The organism is Amycolatopsis sp. A1MSW2902, from assembly GCF_017312175.1.
Classification (GTDB): Bacteria; Actinomycetota; Actinomycetes; order Mycobacteriales; family Pseudonocardiaceae; genus Amycolatopsis; species Amycolatopsis nivea.
Map to the genome: position 1 here is coordinate 6,646,517 of NZ_QJPO01000001.1, position 17,547 is coordinate 6,664,063.

General features: G+C 68.1%; 18 protein-coding genes and 1 tRNA gene. 2 read left to right on the top strand and 17 right to left on the bottom strand.

Features of this window, described 5'->3' with window-relative positions:
• Positions 1 to 7 precede the first annotated feature (7 nt).
• From DMP23_RS30690 to rplJ, 11 genes are all read right to left on the bottom strand, one after another.
• Positions 8 to 1,270: an MCE family protein gene (locus DMP23_RS30690; RefSeq protein WP_037816290.1), complete on the bottom strand. Its 1,263-nt coding sequence runs from the start codon at positions 1,268 to 1,270 to the stop codon at positions 8 to 10.
• Positions 1,270 to 2,493: an MCE family protein gene (locus tag DMP23_RS30695; RefSeq protein WP_037816463.1), complete on the bottom strand. Its 1,224-nt coding sequence runs from the start codon at positions 2,491 to 2,493 to the stop codon at positions 1,270 to 1,272. Before DMP23_RS30695 ends, DMP23_RS30690 begins: the two co-directional genes overlap by 1 nt.
• A 10-nt stretch (positions 2,494 to 2,503) precedes the next feature.
• Complete coding sequence (locus DMP23_RS30700) at positions 2,504 to 3,685, bottom strand: MCE family protein (protein WP_037816291.1); 1,182 nt, start codon at positions 3,683 to 3,685, stop codon at positions 2,504 to 2,506.
• On the bottom strand, positions 3,682 to 4,668 hold the full coding sequence (locus DMP23_RS30705; RefSeq protein WP_037816292.1) for an MCE family protein: 987 nt from the start codon (positions 4,666 to 4,668) through the stop codon (positions 3,682 to 3,684). Before DMP23_RS30705 ends, DMP23_RS30700 begins: the two co-directional genes overlap by 4 nt.
• A complete protein-coding gene (locus DMP23_RS30710) occupies positions 4,665 to 5,693 on the bottom strand; it encodes an MCE family protein (RefSeq protein ID WP_337823235.1) in 1,029 nt (342 codons plus the stop codon). Before DMP23_RS30710 ends, DMP23_RS30705 begins: the two co-directional genes overlap by 4 nt.
• Positions 5,690 to 7,021, bottom strand: a complete 1,332-nt coding sequence (locus DMP23_RS30715; protein ID WP_337823236.1) for an MCE family protein — start codon at positions 7,019 to 7,021, stop codon at positions 5,690 to 5,692. The genes DMP23_RS30710 and DMP23_RS30715 overlap by 4 nt, the downstream gene beginning before the upstream one ends.
• Positions 7,018 to 7,854: an MlaE family ABC transporter permease gene (locus tag DMP23_RS30720; protein WP_037360186.1), complete on the bottom strand. Its 837-nt coding sequence runs from the start codon at positions 7,852 to 7,854 to the stop codon at positions 7,018 to 7,020. Before DMP23_RS30720 ends, DMP23_RS30715 begins: the two co-directional genes overlap by 4 nt.
• 2 nt (positions 7,855 to 7,856) lie before the next feature.
• A complete protein-coding gene (locus DMP23_RS30725; protein WP_051165981.1) occupies positions 7,857 to 8,609 on the bottom strand; it encodes an MlaE family ABC transporter permease in 753 nt (250 codons plus the stop codon).
• 32 nt (positions 8,610 to 8,641) lie between these two features.
• Positions 8,642 to 9,823: an ABC transporter ATP-binding protein gene (locus DMP23_RS30730; RefSeq protein ID WP_037816295.1), complete on the bottom strand. Its 1,182-nt coding sequence runs from the start codon at positions 9,821 to 9,823 to the stop codon at positions 8,642 to 8,644.
• A gap of 457 nt (positions 9,824 to 10,280) precedes the next feature.
• Positions 10,281 to 10,667, bottom strand: a complete 387-nt coding sequence (gene rplL, locus DMP23_RS30735; RefSeq protein ID WP_037816296.1) for a 50S ribosomal protein L7/L12 — start codon at positions 10,665 to 10,667, stop codon at positions 10,281 to 10,283.
• A 50-nt stretch (positions 10,668 to 10,717) separates the two neighbouring features.
• The gene (gene rplJ, locus DMP23_RS30740; RefSeq protein WP_037816297.1) at positions 10,718 to 11,272 is read right to left on the bottom strand and encodes a 50S ribosomal protein L10; all 555 of its coding nucleotides are present in this window, start codon (positions 11,270 to 11,272) and stop codon (positions 10,718 to 10,720) included.
• Positions 11,273 to 11,591: 319 nt separating this feature from the next.
• On the opposite strand from rplJ, the gene DMP23_RS30745 reads away from it, so the two are divergent.
• On the top strand, positions 11,592 to 12,560 hold the full coding sequence (locus DMP23_RS30745) for a hypothetical protein (RefSeq protein WP_337823237.1): 969 nt from the start codon (positions 11,592 to 11,594) through the stop codon (positions 12,558 to 12,560).
• Between the two features lie 3 nt (positions 12,561 to 12,563).
• Here DMP23_RS30745 and DMP23_RS30750 read toward each other — a convergent pair whose 3' ends face one another.
• The 6 genes from DMP23_RS30750 to DMP23_RS30775 form a co-directional block, all read right to left on the bottom strand.
• Entirely contained in the window at positions 12,564 to 13,373 is an 810-nt protein-coding gene (locus DMP23_RS30750) for an alpha/beta fold hydrolase (RefSeq protein WP_337823238.1), read from the bottom strand.
• Between the two features lie 69 nt (positions 13,374 to 13,442).
• Positions 13,443 to 14,162, bottom strand: coding sequence for a 50S ribosomal protein L1 (gene rplA / locus DMP23_RS30755; RefSeq protein WP_037816302.1), 720 nt, complete (start codon positions 14,160 to 14,162; stop codon positions 13,443 to 13,445).
• A gap of 90 nt (positions 14,163 to 14,252) precedes the next feature.
• Entirely contained in the window at positions 14,253 to 14,684 is a 432-nt protein-coding gene (rplK, locus tag DMP23_RS30760; RefSeq protein WP_037360170.1) for a 50S ribosomal protein L11, read from the bottom strand.
• A gap of 82 nt (positions 14,685 to 14,766) precedes the next feature.
• Positions 14,767 to 15,588: a transcription termination/antitermination protein NusG gene (gene nusG, locus DMP23_RS30765; RefSeq protein ID WP_337823239.1), complete on the bottom strand. Its 822-nt coding sequence runs from the start codon at positions 15,586 to 15,588 to the stop codon at positions 14,767 to 14,769.
• 76 nt (positions 15,589 to 15,664) lie between these two features.
• Positions 15,665 to 16,099: a preprotein translocase subunit SecE gene (gene secE, locus DMP23_RS30770; RefSeq protein ID WP_107051120.1), complete on the bottom strand. Its 435-nt coding sequence runs from the start codon at positions 16,097 to 16,099 to the stop codon at positions 15,665 to 15,667.
• A 32-nt stretch (positions 16,100 to 16,131) separates the two neighbouring features.
• Positions 16,132 to 16,204 (bottom strand) — tRNA-Trp (locus tag DMP23_RS30775).
• Positions 16,205 to 16,638: 434 nt separating this feature from the next.
• On the opposite strand from DMP23_RS30775, the gene DMP23_RS30780 reads away from it, so the two are divergent.
• On the top strand, positions 16,639 to 17,541 hold the full coding sequence (locus tag DMP23_RS30780) for a TIGR03619 family F420-dependent LLM class oxidoreductase (protein WP_275293180.1): 903 nt from the start codon (positions 16,639 to 16,641) through the stop codon (positions 17,539 to 17,541).
• The last annotated feature ends 6 nt before the right edge of the window (positions 17,542 to 17,547 follow it).

The window sequence follows — 17,547 nt, forward strand, 5'->3', positions numbered from 1 at the left end:
ATCCCGGTCAGCCGAGTCCCAGCAGCGAGCCCATGCTGTTCAGCGAGACCCCGGGGCTGCCGACGACGCCCGGCACCTGAGCGTCGCGCTGCTCCTGCAGCTGCTGCGCCGGCCGGTTCTGGTTCGCCGCGATGTCCTGCTGCGACGGCTGCACCGGCACGCCGTTGTACGGCGCGTTCTGGGAACCCCGGACGTTGATCGGGCTGCCCTTCGGCTCGGCACAGTAGGCCTTGTCGTCCTCGGGCCGGGGCGAGGTGTCCGAACCCGGACGGTACTGGCTGTAGGGCAGATAGCCCTTCGTGCACGACGGCGGGTTGAACAGGTTCAGCACCAGGCCGAGGTGCGCGGTCCCGTCGCCGGGGGCCACCGACGGCGCGGCGGCCGCCAGTGCCGGATAGGTCACCAGGCCCTGTTCGAGGCCGTCCAGCCGGGTCACGGTCAGGTTGGCCGTCGTCAGCAGGTTCGCGGTCAGCGCGCCGAGACCGGGCCCGGTCTCCTTGAGCACCTGGCTGATCTGGGTCGCCACCTGCGGGGTGACGCCGATCAGCTTGCGCAGGTCGCCGTCGGAGTTCTTGAGCGTCCCGCTGAGCTGGTTGAGGCTCTTGGAGAAGGACGCGAAGTTCGACGCCTCGTCGTTCTGCGTGTCCAGCACCTGGCCGCCCGCCTGCAGCAGCTGCACGGTCTGCGGCAGGTACTGCTGCGCGGTGGTGGTGAAGCTGCGCGCGGTGTCGAGCAGCTTCTGCAGGTCGCCGCCGGTGCCGCGGAACGCGTCGTAGGACTCGTCGACGACCTTCCGCAGCGCGTCGGTCGGCACCGAGGCCGACAGCGAGTCGAGATCGCCGAGCAGCCGGTCGGTGCTGACCGGGGTGCTCGTGCGGGCGGCCGGGATCACCGAACCGCTCGCGAGGTACGGGCCCTGGTCGTTCTTCGGCCGCAGGTCGACGTACTGCTCGCCGACCGCGGACCGGTTGGCGACGACCGCGTCGAGGTCGGCGGGCACGCGCGGGGCCGACGGGTCGATGTTCAGGTCGGCCTCGAGCCCGCTCTGGGTCAGCCGCAGCTGCCCGACGCGGCCGACGTTGAAGCCGCGGTAGGTGACCTCGGCGTTGGTGAAGATCCCGCCGGATTCGTTGAGCTGCAGCTTGACCGTGTACCCGTTGCTGCCGAACACCGTGCCGAGGCCGGCGAACCGGATCAGCGCGTACACGATGGCCACGACCGAGATGATGGCGAAGACCACCAGCTGGATTTTCGTCCTGCGCAGCAACATCAGCCAGCACCTCCGGAAAGCACCCCGAACAGGCCGGACAACCCGCTCTGCGACGGCTGCCCGCCGCCCTGGCCGCCGGTCGAGGACGGAGCCTGCTGCTGTTGCTGCGCGGGCTGGCTGCCCGGGAACGACAGCGGCGGCGGCTGGTTCGCGGGCGAGCCTTCGACGCCGCCGGTCAGCCCCGGCGCGGGAATGAGCCCGTTGAGCCCGTTCTGCCTGCTGCGGCCGAGGTTGTCGATGACGTCCTTGAGGTTCAGGTCGACCTTGGCGAACAGGTTGAAGTAGTCGCCCTTGACGTCGTTGTAGGCCTGGTCGGTGAACGGATAGGTCAGCAGGATCTCCAGCGCCTTCGGCAGGTCGCTGCCCGCCTCGCCGAGCTTCTGCAGCGTCGGCGTGAGCGCCTTGAGGTCGGCGACCAGGTCCGCCTTGCTCTTGTTGACCGTGTCGGTCGCGACGCCGGAGAGGTTGTTGAGCGCGTTCAGCATGGTCACCAGCTGGCCGCGCTGCTGCTCCAGCACCCCGAGCCCGGGCCCGAGGTTGTCGACCGCGCCGACCAGCTTGTCCTTCTGGTCCCGCAGCGTCATGGACAGCCGGTTGAGGCCGTCGAGCGCGCGGGTGATGTTGGCCGACTGGTTGTCGAGGTTGGTGACCAGCTCGTTCGCGTTGGCCAGCAGCGCCTTGATGTCCGGCTCGCGGCCGGCGGTGGCGTTGTTGAGTTCCTTGGTGATCGTGTTGAGCTGCTCCACGCCGCCGCCGTTGAGCAGCAGGGACAGCGCGCCGAGCACCTCCTCGACCTGGACGTCGCGGCCGGTGCGCGCGAGCGGGATGGTCGCGCCGTTCGCCAGCTGCCCGGTCGCCTCGTCGCCGCCCGGCGAGGCCAGCTCGACGTACTTCTCGCCGAGCAGGCTCGACTGCTTCACGTTGGCCATCGCGTTGGCCGGCAGCTTGACGTCGCCGTTGACCTCGACGGTCACCTCGGCGTGCCAGCCGTCCGGCGTCAGCCCGATCGACTTGACCTGCCCGACCGGCACCTCGTTGACCTTCACCCCGGACTGCGGGACGAGGTCGAGCACGTCCTTGAACTGGATCTTCAGCGTGTACGGGTGGCTGCCGAGATCGGCCCCGCCGGGCAGCGGGACGTCGTAGACGCCGTTGAACGCGCAGCCGCTCAGCACGAGCGCGGACACCGTGGCGAGCGCTCCGCCCGCGGCGAACTTCGTCAGTCGCTTCACGTCAGCTCCCCTGCGTCCCGTAGACCTGGCCCTGCAGCGGGAGCGGCAGCGGCGGCAGCTGGCCGTTCTGCATCGCCTGGATGACCTGCGCGGTGGACGGCAGCGGAACCACGCCGTCGACCACCTTGGCGATGCCGTCGCAGGCGTTGCCGAGCAGCTGCTTGGTCACCGAGGTCTGCTTGAGCAGGCTGCAGACCATCACCAGCGGCGGCTGGGTCAGCTCGTTGAGGTTCGGCCGCGCGTCGAGCGTGCCGGACGAGCCGTTGTAGACGCCGACGATGTTGGACAGCGCGACCGGCGCGACGTCGAGGATCTCGGCGAGCGAGCTGCGCTGGTCCACCAGCACCTTGGTCACGCTGGCCAGTTTGTCCACATTGGACTTCAACCGGCCGCGGTTGCGTTCGATGAAGCCCTGCACCGACTGCAGCGTGGTGCCGAGCTGCTGCACGGTCTGGGCGAGATTGTCCTTCTCCCCGGCGAGGAATCCGCTCACGTCGGCGAGCTGGCTCTCGAACTGGCGCACCTGGCCGTCGCTGTTGGCGAGCGACTGGGAGAACTTGCCGAGGTTCTGCACCGTCTGGAAGAGGTCGTCCTTGTTGCCCGCCAGCGTTCCGGACGCCTGCCCGAGCTTGGTGATCGTGTCGTGCAGCGCCTTGCCGTTGCCGTCGAGGTTGTTCGCGGCGGTGTTCAGCAGGTCCGAGAGCGAGCCGTTCTTGTTGGCCCCGTTCGGTCCGAGCGTCTCGCTGACCTTGGCGAGGCTGGCGGCGAGCTGGTCGACCTCCAGCGGAACCTCGGTGCGGTCGAGGCCGATCGTCGCGCCGTCGGAGATCCGCGGTCCGCCGGTGTAGGCCGGGGCGAGCTGGACGTAGCGGTCGCTGACCAGCGACGGCGACACGATGACCGCCTTCGCGTCGGCGGGCACCGCGACCGAGCGGTCGTACTCGAGGTCGACCCGGACCTGGTTGCCCATCGGCTGGATCTTGGTCACCGTGCCCATGTCCACGCCGAGCATCCGGACGCTGTTGCCCTCGTAAAGGCCGACGGCGCCGGAGAAGTACGCGGTCAGATGGTTGCGGCCGGCGTCCTTCAACGTCCACCAGAGCGCGCCCGCGACCACGAGCGCGAGGACGATCGCGATCGTGAAGCCGCGGGTGAGCGACTGGCCGAAGCGGGTGTCGGTCATTTGGAGTTGCACCCCTCCGGATTGAGCGGGCCGACCGAAGGAAGCACCAGGCCGCAGATGTAGTTGTCGAACCAGTGCCCGGTGCCGATCGTGTTGTTGAAGACCCGGATGAACGGCGCGAACTTCTGGATCCCCTGCGCCAGCGAGTCCTGGTTGCGCTGCAGCATCGACGTGAGCTGGTCGAGCTGGGTGAGCACCGGGTTCAGCTGGCCGTCGTTGTCGTCGATCAGGCCCTGCAGCTGCGTCGACAGCTGCTTCGAACCGTCGAGCAGCGTCTTGATCGCCTGCTCGCGCTTGCCGATCTCGTCCAGCAGCTGGTTGCCGTCGGTGATCAGCTTCTGCACCTCGGCGTCCCGGTCGACCAGGGTCTGCGACACCTGGCGCGTGTTGGCCAGCAGGTTCGCCAGCTGCGAATCGCGCTTGGCGATCGTGTCCGACAGCTTCGACAGCCCGGACAGCGCGCCCTTCACGTCCTGCGGCGTGTTCGAGAACGTCTGGGTGATCGCCTCGAAGCTCTTCGACAGCTGGTTCGTGTCGATCGCGTCGACCGTCTGCGACAGGCCGCGGAACGCGTCGAGCACGTCGTACGGCGACATCGTCCGGTCGCGCGGGATCGGCGAACCGGGGTCGAGGTTGCCGTTGCCCTGCGGGTCGAGCGCGAGGTACTTCTGGCCGAGCAGCGTCTTGATCTTGATCGCCGCCGTGGTCTTGTCGCCCATCCAGGCGTCCTTGACCTTGAACGACACCTTGACCGACGCGCCGTCGAGCTTGATGTCGGACACCTTGCCGACCTTCACGCCCGCGATCCGCACGTCGTTGTCCTTCTGCAGCCCGGCCGCTTCGGAGAAGTCCGCGCTGTAGGTGGTGCCGCCGCCGATCACCGGCAGGTCCTCGGAGTTCATCGCGGCGACGAGGCCGAGCGCCATGACCGCGATGCCGACCAGCGCGATCGGGATCGGGTTGCGTTTCTGGAAGGACTTCATGGCTTGCACCTGTCCCGGTTCACCGGCGCGAGCGTGAAGTCCGTCGGCGGCAGCAGCCCTGGCACGCCCACCGTCCCGGTCATCTCGCAGGAGTAGAAGTTGAACCACGAGCCGTAGTCGGCGGTACGGGTGAGCGCACTGACCTTCTTCGGCATGAACTGGATGAAGTGCTCGACGAGCGGCTCGTTCTGGTTCAGGTTCGTGGTGAGCTTGCCCAGAGCGGCGATGTCGTCCTTCAACGGAGCCCGCGCGTCGGTGAGCAGGCCGGCGGTCGTGTTGGCCAGGTTGCCCAGCCCCTCGATCGCGTCGCCGATCGGCTTGCGGTCCGCGGCGAGGCCGGACACCAGCTGCTGCAGCTTCACGATCAGGTCGTTGAGCTGCGGGGTGTGCTGGTTGACCGTGTCGAGGACCGAGTTGAGGTTGTCGATGACCTCGCCGATCACCTGGTCCTTGTTGGCGATCGTGGTGGCCAGCGACGCGGTGTGCGACAGCAGGCTTTCCACCGTGCCGCCCTCGCCCTGCAGCACCTGGATGACCTCGTACGACAGCTTGTTGACGTCGGCCGGGTTCAGCGCGGTGAACAGCGGCTTGAAGCCGTTGAACAGCTCGGTCAGGTCCAGCGCGGGCGTGGTGCGCTCGAGCGGGATGGTTTGGCCCGGCTTGAGCGTCGCGCCGCTGGTGTCGTCGCCCTCGCCGAGCGAGACGTAGCGCTGGCCGACCAGGTTGCGAAACTTGATCTGCGCGGTCACGCCTGCCGGGAGCTTGCGCCCGGAGTCGACCTCGAAGTCCACCTGCGCCTGGCGCTTGTCGACGATCTTGACGTCCTTGACCTGGCCGACGCGGACGCCGGCGATGCGCACGTCGTCGTTCGGCAGCAGGAGCGTGGCGTCGGTGAACCGCGCGGAGTAGGCGCTGGTGCTGGTGGTGTTGATGTTCGCGATGCTGATGCCGAGCACTGTCGTGAACAGCACCGTGACGACCACGAAGATCGACAGCTTGATCAGCGGTGCGGCGAGTCCCCTCACTTGACCGTCACCTCCGTGCCCCGGTAGAGCGGGCCGACGAGCAGCGAGCCCCAGCCCGGGAACTGACTCTGCGAAATCCCCATCTCCGGGCTGACCAGCGCGGCGAGGAAGTTGTTCTCGGCCGCGGTGTTGACCGGGTTTCCGCCCGACGTGCCGCCGCCGTTCAGCCCGGCCGCGTCCGCCTTGAAGTTGGCCGGGTTCAGGCCCTCGCCGACGGTCTTCGGGGCCGCGCCCTGTTTGGTGCCGTCCTTGAACGGGCCGTCCGGCGGTTGCTGCGGGAACGGGTCCGGCGCGGGGTTGAGGTCGTAGCAGCGCGGACCGCGTTTGTCCTCGAACCGCGGCTCCTCGCCCGGCTTGTACGGCCCGCGGTTGACGACGACCTCGATGGTCGCGTTCAGGCCGGGTTTGCCGTTGTACTTGCCCAGCGCCGCGTCCGCGACCGGCACGACCTTCGCCATCTGCTTCAGCACGCACGGGTATTCCGGCGAGTACTTGGCGAGCAGCTCAGCGGTCGGGCGCGCGGTGCTGGCGAGGCTGATCAGGTTCTGCGAGTTCGCCTCGAGGAACGACTGCAGGTCCTGCGACGCGGTGGTGAGGTTGCCGTAGAGGCTCGACAGGTTCGCCTGCTCGGCGACCACGGTGCGCGTGGTCGTGCTCAGGTTGTCCAGGCTCTGCACCAGATCCGGCGTCGCGTTGCTCAGGTGGCCGGAGAACTCCGCGAGCGCCTGGAGGTTGTGCTGCAGCTCCGGCTCGTGCGGGTTCAGCTCGCCGATGTACTGGCCGAGCTGCGAAAGCGTTTCGCCGAGCGGCTTGCCGCGGCCCTGCAGGGCGGTCGAGATCGCGGTGAGCGTGCTGGACAGCTTCTGCGGCTGCACCGCCTGCAGCACCGGCATCAGGTGTTCGAGCGCCTGGTCCAGTTCGACCGCGCCGGAAGTGCGGTCCTGGGTGATCACGTCGCCCTGGGAAAGGGTCCTGCTCGACGGGTCCTGCGGAATCTGCAGCGACACATAGCGTTCGCCGAACAACGTCTTCGGAAGGAATCGCGCGGACACGTTCTCCGGAATCAGCTTCACCGACTCCGGATCCATCGCCAGGGTCAGTTCCGCGCCGTTCTCGGTGGCCTTGATGTCCTGCACCGAACCGACGATCAAACCGCGGACCTTCACGTCCGACTGCTTGAGCAGCTGGTTGCCGATGTGGCCCGCGTCGAGCTTCACGGTGACGAACTTGCTGAACGCCTTGTCGTACATCGCGATGCTGAGCGCGATCCCGCCGACGAGCACCGCCACCAGCAGCAGGCCGAGCAACCTGCGCCGTAGTGTGGTCATCCCGCAATCCTCACCGTGACGTCGGTTCCCCAAATCGCGAAACCGATGAAGAAGTTCACGACCGAAACCGTGACGATGGAAAGCCGCACCGCGCGGCCGACGGCCACGCCGACCCCGGCGGGCCCGCCGCTGGCCCGGTACCCGAAGTAGCAGTGCGAAAGAATGATCAAAACGCTGAAGATCAGCACCTTGATGAACGAATAGAGCACGTCTTGCGGTGGTAGGAACAGGTCGAAGTAATGGTCGTAGGTACCCGCGGATTGTCCGTAGATATAGATAACGACCAGCCGCGAGGCGAGGTACGAGCTCAGCAGGCCGATCACGTACAGCGGGATCACGGCCACGAACCCGGCGATGATCCGCGTGGTCACCAGGTACGGGAGGCTCGGCACGCCCATCACCTCGAGCGCGTCGATCTCCTCGGAGATCCGCATCGCGCCGAGCTGCGCGGTGAAGCCCGCGCCGACCGTCGCCGACAGCGCCAGCCCGGCGACCAGCGGCGCGATCTCACGGGTGTTGAAGAACGCGGTGAGGAAGCCGGTGAAGGCCGAGGTGCCGATCGAGTTCAGCGCCGAGTAGCCCTGGAGGCCGACGAGAACACCGGTGAACAGCGTCAGGCCGACCATCACGCCGACCGTGCCGCCGATGACCGCGAGCGAGCCGGAACCGAAGCTCACCTCGGCCAGCAGCCGCAGCACTTCCTTGGTGTAGCGGCGCAGCGTGCGCGGCGTCCACAGCAGAGCCCTGCCGTAGAACGACATCTGGTCGCCGAGCGTGTCCAGGGTCTCCAGCGGGCGGTTGGCGATCCGCTTCGCCCCCGAGAGGAACGTCATGATCAGTCCAGCTTTCCGGGCACGAGCTGCAGGTAGATCAGCGTGATCACGAAGTTCACGACGAAGAGCAGCAGGAACGTGATGACCACCGACTGGTTCACCGCGTCGCCGACGCCCTTCGGGCCGCCGCTCGGGTGCAGGCCGCGGTAAGCCGCCACGACCGCCGCGATGAAGCCGAAGATCAGCGCCTTGATCTCGCCGACCCAGAGGTCGGGCAGCTGCGCGAGCGCGGAGAAGCTGGACAGGTACGCACCAGGGGTGCCGCCCTGGAGCACGACGTTGAAGAAGTAGCCGCCGAGCACGCCGATGACGCTGACCATGCCGTTGAGCAGGAGCGCGACGAGCATCATGGCGAGCGTGCGGGGCACGATCAGGCGCTGGACCGCGGAGACGCCCAGCACCTCCATCGCGTCGATCTCCTCGCGGATGGTCCGCGCGCCGATGTCCGCACAGACCGCGCTGCCGCCCGCGCCGGCCACCAGCAGCGCGGTGACCAGCGGACTGGCCTGCTGCACGGTCGCCAGCACCGAACCGGCACCGGTGTAGGACTGCGCGCCGAGCTGGCGGGCGAGCGCGCCGAACTGCAGCGAGATGACCGCGCCGAACGGGATCGCGACGAGCGCGGTCGGCAGGATCGTCACGCTCGCGACGAACCAGGCCTGCTGGATGAACTCGCGGAACTGGAACGGGCGCTGGAAGATGCCGCGGATGATGTCGAGGCCGAGCGCGAACAGGTTCCCGGTCTCCCGCAGCATTCCGTAGCCGGGGATCTTGGCCGTGCTGGTGGTCACGCGCCACCCTGCCCGTGCCGGGGCGACCGGCGGTCCGCGGCGCCGGGGATGCGCGCGACCTGGTCGGCGGGGAGCTGTCCCTGGTGCTGGTTGGGCACCGGACCCGGCGAGCTGACCGGAGGCAGCTGCTGAGTGTCCTCGGGACCTGGCTGGTGGTGGAAGGCGCCGGGGTTGGGCCGCACGTTGTAGTGCCGCTGCTGCTCGGGCGTCAGGGATTCGATGATCCCTTCCTGCGCGCTCGGCGGGAGCGTGTGCAGGATCCGCATGACGCGGTCCATCCGCCGCTTCGCCCCTGCCCGCTCCGGCACGCCCGGGCTGACCTGCATCTGCGGCACCACGCCGCGCACGTCCTCGTTGAGCACGTCGCCGTGGCCCGCCTCGGCCTCGGCCTGCTCGCGGGCCATCTGGGCGCTGTCCTTCTCCTCGGACATGCCGATCGGGCCGAGCTTGCGGCCGTTGAGGAACTGCTCGACCACCGGTTCGTCGCTGGTCAGCAGCACCTCGCGCGGACCGAACATGACGAGTTCCTTGCGGAACAGCATGCCGAGGTTGTCCGGCACCGTGCGGGCGAGGTTGATGTTGTGCGACACGATCAGGAACGTCGCGTCGATCTGGGCGTTGACGTCCAGGAAGAGCTGCGAGATGTAGGTCGTGCGGACCGGGTCGAGACCGGAGTCCGGCTCGTCGACCAGGATGATCTCCGGGTCCAGCACGAGGGCGCGGGCGAGGCCGGCGCGCTTGCGCATACCGCCGGAGATCTCGCCGGGGAGCTTCTTGTCCGCGCCTGCCAGACCGGTGATCTCGAGCTTCTCGAGCACGATGCGGCGGATCTCGGTCTCGGACTTCTTCGTGTGCTCCCGCAGCGGGAAGGCCACGTTGTCGAAGAGGTTCATCGAGCCGAACAGCGCGCCGTCCTGGAACAGGACGCCGAAGAGCTTCCGGATCTCGTACAGCTTGTGCTCGGAGCAGGTGACGATGTCGACGCCGTTGATGACGCATCGTCCGCGGTCCGGCTTGAGCAGGCCGATCATCGACTTCAGGAACACGGACTTGCCGGTTCCGGACGGGCCGAGCATCGCCGAGACCTCGCCGGGAGGCAGGGTCAGCGTCACGTCCCGCCAGATGGTCTGCTTTCCGAAGGACTTCGTCAGACCTTCGATGACCACCTCGGCACCCATCGCACCTCCAGGAGCTGTTCCGCGTCGTCGCGCACCGCCGCCCCGTCACCGCTGGCAGCGGCGGAGCTCGCGCGGCGAACTCCGCTTCAACCAGGTGCAACGAGCTGAGCGCGAACAGGTTACTCACCAGTTTTGTTCTCTGGCCAGCCCCCGTGCACACCTCACGCGACGGGGATCCAGTACGGCGACCGCTGGCAGCACGGTAGTGCACGTCACGTTCGGGCGCAGATCCAGATGGCCGACTTCCGCTCACCCTGACGGGTTAACCGGCGGAAACGCGGCAAACAGGGGGTGACCCGGCGTCGCCGGACGCACGGTTTGTTCGCCTGAACGAGGGTGTCGCGGGCCCGGCTCGGCAACTGTGCGTCTTTTTTGTCCGGACAGCGAAAGGGGCGGGCACCCGTGTCGGGTGTCCGCCCCTTTCGAGGTGGTGCAACAGGCGCTTGCGCGCCCGGGATCACTTGATGGAGATCTTGGCGCCAGCGGCCTCGAGCTTCTCCTTGGCGGCCTCGGCGGCCTCCTTGTCGACCTTCTCCAGGAGCGCCTTCGGAGCGGCCTCGACCAGCTCCTTGGCCTCCTTCAGGCCCAGACCGGAGACGACCTCGCGGACGACCTTGATGACCTGGATCTTCTTGTCGCCGGCCGAGTCGAGGATGACGTCGAACTCGTCCTGCTCCGCAGCGGCCTCGGCGGGCGCGGCGCCCGGGGCGGCGGCGACGACGGCGGCCGGGGCGGCGGCGGTGACGTCGAAGACCTCTTCGAATTCCTTCACGAACTCGGACAGCTCAAGAAGGGTCAGCTCCTTGAAGGCGTCGATCAGCTCGGCGGTGCTCAGCTTCGCCATGATGGCTTCCTCTCAGAAAAACGAACGAGACGTTCGGGGGGTGGGGTGGTTCAGCTCTCGGCGGGTGCTTCGGCTGCTTCGGTACCGGTGGCGTTGCGCTGCTTCTCCTCCAGCGCGGCAGCCAGGCGGGCAACCTGGGACGCCGGCGCCTGGAACAGCGCCGCGGCCTGGGAAAGCTTCGCCTTGAACGCGCCCGCCGCCTTGGAGAGCAGCACCTCGCGGCTGTCGAGATCGGCGATCTTGGTGATCTCGTCCACGGACAGCGACTTGCCGTCCATGTAGCCGCCCTTGATGACAAGCGCGTTGTTTTCCTTCGCGAAGTCGCGAAGCGCCTTCGCGGCGTCGACTGCCTCGCCGTGCACAAAAGCGATCGCGGTCGGGCCGACGAACAGGTCCTCGATCCCCTCGAGGCCGGCGTCCTCAGCGGCACGCTTGACGAGGGTGTTCTTCGCGACCCGGTACTTGGCACTGGTGCCGAGAGCGCGGCGCAGCTGGGACAGCTGAGTCACGGAGAGGCCGGTGTACTCGGTAACGACGGTGGCCGAGCTGCTGCGGAAACTCTCCGCGATCTCGGCGACGGCCGCCACCTTGTCGGGCTTCGCCATGGTCGCCTCCTCTCTTGGCTAGTGTCACCACTGGCTTCGGCGGAGGCGCCCCCGAACGAAAAAACGCCCACGCGCAGTCAGACGCGGGGCGTTGCCCAGCCGTGAAGACTGGGGTGAAAGCCTCGTTCCTCCTGCGCGGGCCGTCGCCGTTGCGGGCGAACCTTCGCTCCCCGGGAATCCGGAGAGAACCAGCGGTCTTTGGTAGAACCGTCGACCAGCATACGGGAGGGTTGTTTGCCGTTCGCGGGCACCCCCTTGCTGAGCTGCGAGAACCGGGGCAGTCTCGGGAAATCGCGCCGGAGCGGGCATCATTGGTGACGTGGCGGAACAGCGTGATCACGGAAAGCCGGAAGAAACCCCCTCTCCCGGTTCGGGCGGATCCTCGACACAACCGCCCGCGCAACCGCCTGCGTTGCCTCAGCCCGGCGGGGCCGAGGTCGCGCCGCGCACTCCCGCGCAACCAGCGGCGAGCGAGCCCCAGCTGGATCCGGAGCAGCTGCGCCAGTTCCAGGAATTCCAGCGATTCCAGGAGTACCTGCGGTTCACCCAGTCCCAGCAGGGCGCCGAACCGACTCCGGCACCCGACGCTGGTCTGGTCCCGGCCGGAAACCGCCAGCCGCAACCGCTGGCCGGTGGCCAGCCGCCTGCGCCGCCGAACCACCCGGGCGCGCTGACGGAGTACGAAGAACCGCCGAAGAACCGCCGCCCGGTCCCGCGCTGGGTGAAGCGGCTCGGCGGGAAGATCCTGGGCTGGGTGATCGCCTTGGTCATCCTCGGGATCCTGGTCAACTGGGGATACCACCAGATCTTTCCCAGCGACGACGGCAAAACCTCGGCCCAGATCGCCGCCGAGGGCGGCGGGCTCTATCACACGAACCACGTGTATTCGAAGAGCCCGTACGAGGCCGTCCGGATGGTCTATCAGAACGTCGCCCAGAACGTGGTTAAGGATGCCTGCGGCAGGTTCCAGGCCGACGGCGGGAAAGACATCCAAAGTAAGTTCGCCCAGGATGTCGGTCAGCCCGATTGCCGCACGGCCGTCGAGGCGTTGCACGCGAAGGTCACCAGCGTGCGGGCCTACGGGGAGAACTCGATCCCTTCCTATCTCTCCGGGCAGCCGCAGTCCGGCTCGCTCACCATCGACTCCTGCCAGTTCGCCATCAGCGGCGGCCCCGCGCTGGGAGTATTCCAGGTGACCCAGGTCGAAATGGGGCAATGGCTGATCACCGGCCACGCGCCCGGCCCCGAAAAGTGCGGGCCGCCCACGGCGACCTCCACCCCGGGCTGACCGTCAGGCAGGCGAGCTGATCGGCAACCGGGTCTCCCCCGTGTCCGAGTACGCGAAGAAGTCCACCAACGACGCCGCGAAAGCCGGGTGTGCCACCGCTTCCATGTGGTTCCCCGGCACCCGCACCAACCGCGCACCGGCGATTCCCGCGGCGAGGCGTTCCGGCTGGGTCGCCAGTTCGTCCGACTCCCCGGCCAGGATCAGCGTCGCCGCCGACAGGTTCGTGAGTCGCATCGGGCCGTGCGGGGTCGCGTGCATGACCGCGGCCAGTGCTTCGACGTCCGCGCCCGCGCGGCGGGCCAGGCGGCGGAACGGGCGGGCCGCCGGGGGCACCTGCGACCGGTCCTCGGCCAGCAGTCCGTCCGCGATCTGGCTGCGGTTGATGACCCGGGCGTCCACCCCGCCGAAGTCCACGATTCCCGCGCCGACGCCGCCGACCGCGAGGCAGCGGACTCGCCGGTCACTCGTAGCCACCAGCAGCGAGACGATCGCGCCCATCGAATATCCCGCCAGGCACACCTCGTCCAGGCCGAGTTCGTCGAACAGCGCGGTCAGGTCCGCGGCCATGATGTCCTCGCCGTAGGCCGCCGGGTCGTGCGGTTTCTCCGACTCGCCGTGTCCGCGCGCGTCCAGTGCGATCACCGTGAACCCGGCCTTGACCAGTGCGTCCACGACTCCGGAATTGACCCAGTTCACCTGGGAATCGGCGGCGAAACCGTGGTGCAGCACGACGGGCCGCCGGTGCCGTCCGTCGCCCTCCCAGACCGTGTAGCTCAGCTGGAGCCCGTCGGGGGCGAGGAACGTCGTTGGCATACGTCCATGAGACACGAAAAAAGGGTGGTCACGCACGAAGCGTGACCACCCTTTCGCGTGATGTGCGACTCAGACCGCGGCTTCCTCGGAGAGGAGGTTGCGGGTCCGCGCCGGGTCGACCGGGATACCCGGGCCCATCGTCGTGGTGAAGGTGATCTTCTTGACGTAGCGGCCCTTCGCCGACGACGGCTTGGCGCGCAGGATCTCGTCCAGCGCGGCAGCGTAGTTCTCCACCAGCTTCTCGGTGTCGAACGACGCCTTGCCGATCACCAGGTGCAGGTTCGCCTGCTTGTCGACGCGGAAGTTGATCTTGCCGCCCTTGATGTCCTTCACGGCCTTCTCGACCGCGGGGGTCACCGTGCCGGTCTTCGGGTTCGGCATGAGGCCGCGCGGGCCGAGGATGCGGGCGATGCGGCCCACCTTGGCCATCTGGTCCGGCGTCGCGATCGCGGCGTCGAAGTCGAGCCAGCCACCCTGGATGCGCTCGATCAGTTCGTCGGTGCCGACCGCGTCCGCGCCGGCGGCTTCGGCCTCAGCGGCCTTGTCGCCGACGGCGAAAACGATGACGCGGGCGGTCTTACCGGTGCCGTGCGGCAGGTTCACGGTGCCGCGGACCATCTGGTCGGCCTTGCGCGGGTCGACCCCGAGACGCATCGCGACCTCGACGGTCGCGTCCATCTTCGTCTTGGAGGTCTCCTTCGCCAGCTTCACGGCCTCGAGCGGCGCGTACAGGCGCGCCTTGTCGATCAGCTCCGCGGCCTGGCGGTAGGCCTTGCTGTGCTTGGTCATGCTTCTGTCCTTAGTAAGTCAGTGGATCAGTGTGGTGACGAGCCAGCACCTGGCTCTCCCACTGGTTTTGCTTCGGCGAGGCCGAAGCAATTACTCGACCGTGATGCCCATCGAGCGGGCGGTGCCGGCGATGATCTTCGCGGCCTGGTCGATGTCGTGCGCGTTGAGGTCGGTCTCCTTGGTCTTCGCGATCTCGCGGACCTGGTCCCAGGTGACCTTGGCGACCTTGGTCTTGTGCGGCTCACCGGAGCCCTTCTCCACGCCCGCGGCCTTGAGCAGCAGCTTGGCGGCCGGCGGCGTCTTCAGCTTGAAGTCGAACGACCGGTCTTCGTACACGGAGATCTCGACCGGGACGACGTCCCCGCGCTGCGACTCGGTCGCGGCGTTGTAGGCCTTGCAGAACTCCATGATGTTGACGCCGTGCTGACCCAGCGCCGGGCCGACCGGCGGCGCGGGGTTGGCCGCACCCGCCTTGATCTGCAGCTTGATGATCGCCGCAAGCTTCTTCTTCTTGGGTGGCATTACCTTGTGTCCTTCTTAACTGACGTGAGTCCCCCGCACACCTGCCAGTACGCGGGGACTGCCGACCGGGATGGCCCGGCCGTCAGATCTTGGAGACCTGGCTGAACGAGAGCTCGACCGGGGTCTCCCGGCCGAAGATCGACACCAGGACCTTCAGCTTCTGCCCGTCGACGTTGACCTCGGAGATCGTGGCGGGCAGCGTGGCGAACGGGCCGTCCATGACGGTGACCGACTCGCCGACCTCGAAGTCGACCTCGACGGCGGGCGCACCGGACGGCGCGGCCGCGGCGGATTCGCCGCCCTTGGCAGCCTTGGCCGGGGCTTCCTTCTCGACCTGCGGGGCGAGGAACTTCAGCACCTCGTCCACGGTCAGCGGCGACGGCCGCGAGGTGGCTCCGACGAACCCGGTGACGCCCGGGGTGTTGCGGACCGCGCTCCACGACTGGTCGTTGAGGTCCATCCGGACCAGGATGTAGCCGGGCAGCACCTTGCGCTGCACCTGCTTGCGCTGGCCGTTCTTGATCTCGGTGACCTCTTCGGTCGGGACCTCGATCTGGAAGATGTAGTCCTCGACGTCTAGGGTCTGGGTACGCGTCTCGAGGTTGGTCTTGACCTTGTTCTCGTAACCGGCGTACGAGTGCACGACGTACCACTCGCCCGGCGCGGCCTTGAGCTCGGCGCGCAGCGCGGCGACCGGGTCGTCCGCCTCGGGGGCGGGCTCGGTCACGTCGGCTTCGGCGGCGACGTCCGCGTCCTCGGCGCTCTCGTCGGCGGCGACCTCGTCCTCGGCGACGGGCACCTCGACGGCGTCGGCGGACTCCTCGTCGCCGGGTGCCGTCTGCACCTGCTCGTCGGAAAGCTCGGTCAGGTCGCGACCGGCTTCGGTGCCGTTGTCGGAGGTCACGTTCCGTCCTCTCAGTTGATCGCTTGCCGGGCCGGACCGGGGCCCGGCCAGCGCGGTGGCGCGCCCGTTGCGGGCGTCAGCCGAAGACCAGCCCGACCAGCTCCTTGAAGCCGAGATCGAGGCCGCTCACGAGGGCCACCATGAACACCACGAACACCAGCACGACCGCGGTGTAGGTGACCATCTGCTTGCGGTTGGGCCAGATGACCTTGCGGAGCTCGGCCCAGACCTCGCGGATGAACCGCGTGAACCGGGCGAACACCGAGGCCTTCTTGGCCTTCCGGTCCCGTTTGGGGGTGGGCACGCCCTTGGCGTCGGCGGGCTTCGCGACCTTGTCGCCCGCCTTGCCGGACGGACGGGTCGAGCCCGGCCGTGCCTCGGACTTGCCTGCCGGCCGAGCGGAAGCGCGGCGTTCGCGCCGAGCCGCGGCGGACACCGGGCGGGACTCGACTCCGGGCTGCTTGCCCGAATCGTCCTGCTCGTGCTCGCCGCTGGCGTCGCTGTCGCTCACGACCACTCCTCCGCTCCACCAGTTCCCGTACGCAGGGGTGACAGGACTTGAACCTGCAACCTGCGGTTTTGGAGACCGCTGCTCTGCCAATTGAGCTACACCCCTGTGGAGCCCGGTCACCCTGGCTCCGGAGGACGCATTCCATCGTCCCCACCATCCGGCGGGGATGACCGTAGTGCGTTCCGAGTTCCGAAGTCTACGGCAAGCCGTATGAAGCCTCGCAACCCAGCCCCCTCGACCGCGCCGCGACGGTCTCGCGGCACCCCGGAGACGGCCGTTCCGGGCCCTTCGGACAGCACCCCGGAATCCTCAGCGAAGATCACCTGATCGTGCGAATATGAGCGCGTGCCCGCTATCCGATTAATCGTAAAGCCGCTGACGAGCGCTGTCCCGCCCGGCTTCGCGACCGCTCCGGATCGCTGGTACGGCAACCGAAATCGCTTCCGCGCCCGCGAATTCCCCCGCCAGGAAGCCAAGACCGGCGCACTGGAAGATGATCTTCGTTGACCCGCAAGCGAAACTCTGATCAAGGAGCAGCGGTGACCTCATTCCGGCTTGGCCTCGCTTTGCCGCAGTACGGCAAGCTCGCCGACCCCTCCGCCATCGCCGGCTTCGCCACCGAAGCCGAGCGGATGGGCTTCGCTTCGCTGTGGGTCGGCGACCGGGTCCTGACCCCGGTCGCTCCGAAGACCTATTACCCGTCCGGTACACCCGAACAGCCGTACCCGCCGGAGTTCGTCCGCTTCGTCGATCCGCTGCTGGCGCTCACCATCGCGGCGAATTCGACCGAGACCGCGCGGCTGGGGTCGAGCACCCTCAACGGCCCGCTCTACTCCCCGGTGCTGCTGGCGCGTTCGCTGACTTCGCTGGACCTGCTGTCCGGCGGCAGGCTCGACGTCGGCCTCGGGCTCAGCTGGCTGCGCGACGAGTACATCGCCGCCGGCGTGCCGTGGGAGCACCGCGGCGCGCGCCTCGCCGAACTGGTCCAGGTGCTGCGGACGCTCTGGACCGCGGATCCCGCCGGGCACCAGAGCGAACGCTGGGACATCCCGGACTCGCTGATCGGCCTGCGTCCGCTGCAGCAGCCCGGTCCGCCGGTGCTGCTGGGCGGGGCGTCGGACGCGGCACTGCGCCGCGTCGGCCGGATCGCCGACGGTTGGCTGCCCGCCGGGCTCCCGATCCCGATGCTGCGGCAGAAGTGGGACGTGGTCGTCGAATCCGCGGAGAAGGCAGGCCGGGACCCAGAGTCGCTGCGCCGGGTGCTGCGGATCAACCCGACGCCGGGCTCGAAGACGGCGTCCGTCGAGGACGTCGCGGCTCAGCTGAAGGCCGCCGAAGCGGACGGCATCACCGAGGCGCTGGTCGATCTGCACTATGTGGCCGAAACCGTCCCGCACGCGCTGGAACTGGCGGGCGAACTGCATGCCGCTGTCTTTGCGTGATCACCC

What these genes read in the sequence shown, in the direction of transcription:
- rplL (WP_037816296.1), bottom strand. Translation starts at nt 10,667, where the DNA reads ATGGCGAAGCTGAGCACCGCCGAGCTGATCGACGCCTTCAAGGAGCTG.
- DMP23_RS30690 (WP_037816290.1), bottom strand. Translation starts at nt 1,270, where the DNA reads ATGTTGCTGCGCAGGACGAAAATCCAGCTGGTGGTCTTCGCCATCATC.
- DMP23_RS30730 (WP_037816295.1), bottom strand. Translation starts at nt 9,823, where the DNA reads ATGGGTGCCGAGGTGGTCATCGAAGGTCTGACGAAGTCCTTCGGAAAG.
- rplK (WP_037360170.1), bottom strand. Translation starts at nt 14,684, where the DNA reads ATGCCACCCAAGAAGAAGAAGCTTGCGGCGATCATCAAGCTGCAGATC.
- DMP23_RS30720 (WP_037360186.1), bottom strand. Translation starts at nt 7,854, where the DNA reads ATGACGTTCCTCTCGGGGGCGAAGCGGATCGCCAACCGCCCGCTGGAG.
- rplA (WP_037816302.1), bottom strand. Translation starts at nt 14,162, where the DNA reads ATGACCAAGCACAGCAAGGCCTACCGCCAGGCCGCGGAGCTGATCGAC.
- DMP23_RS30750 (WP_337823238.1), bottom strand. Translation starts at nt 13,373, where the DNA reads ATGCCAACGACGTTCCTCGCCCCCGACGGGCTCCAGCTGAGCTACACG.
- DMP23_RS30715 (WP_337823236.1), bottom strand. Translation starts at nt 7,021, where the DNA reads ATGACCACACTACGGCGCAGGTTGCTCGGCCTGCTGCTGGTGGCGGTG.
- DMP23_RS30705 (WP_037816292.1), bottom strand. Translation starts at nt 4,668, where the DNA reads ATGAAGTCCTTCCAGAAACGCAACCCGATCCCGATCGCGCTGGTCGGC.
- rplJ (WP_037816297.1), bottom strand. Translation starts at nt 11,272, where the DNA reads ATGGCGAAGCCCGACAAGGTGGCGGCCGTCGCCGAGATCGCGGAGAGT.
- DMP23_RS30725 (WP_051165981.1), bottom strand. Translation starts at nt 8,609, where the DNA reads ATGCTGCGGGAGACCGGGAACCTGTTCGCGCTCGGCCTCGACATCATC.
- DMP23_RS30700 (WP_037816291.1), bottom strand. Translation starts at nt 3,685, where the DNA reads ATGACCGACACCCGCTTCGGCCAGTCGCTCACCCGCGGCTTCACGATC.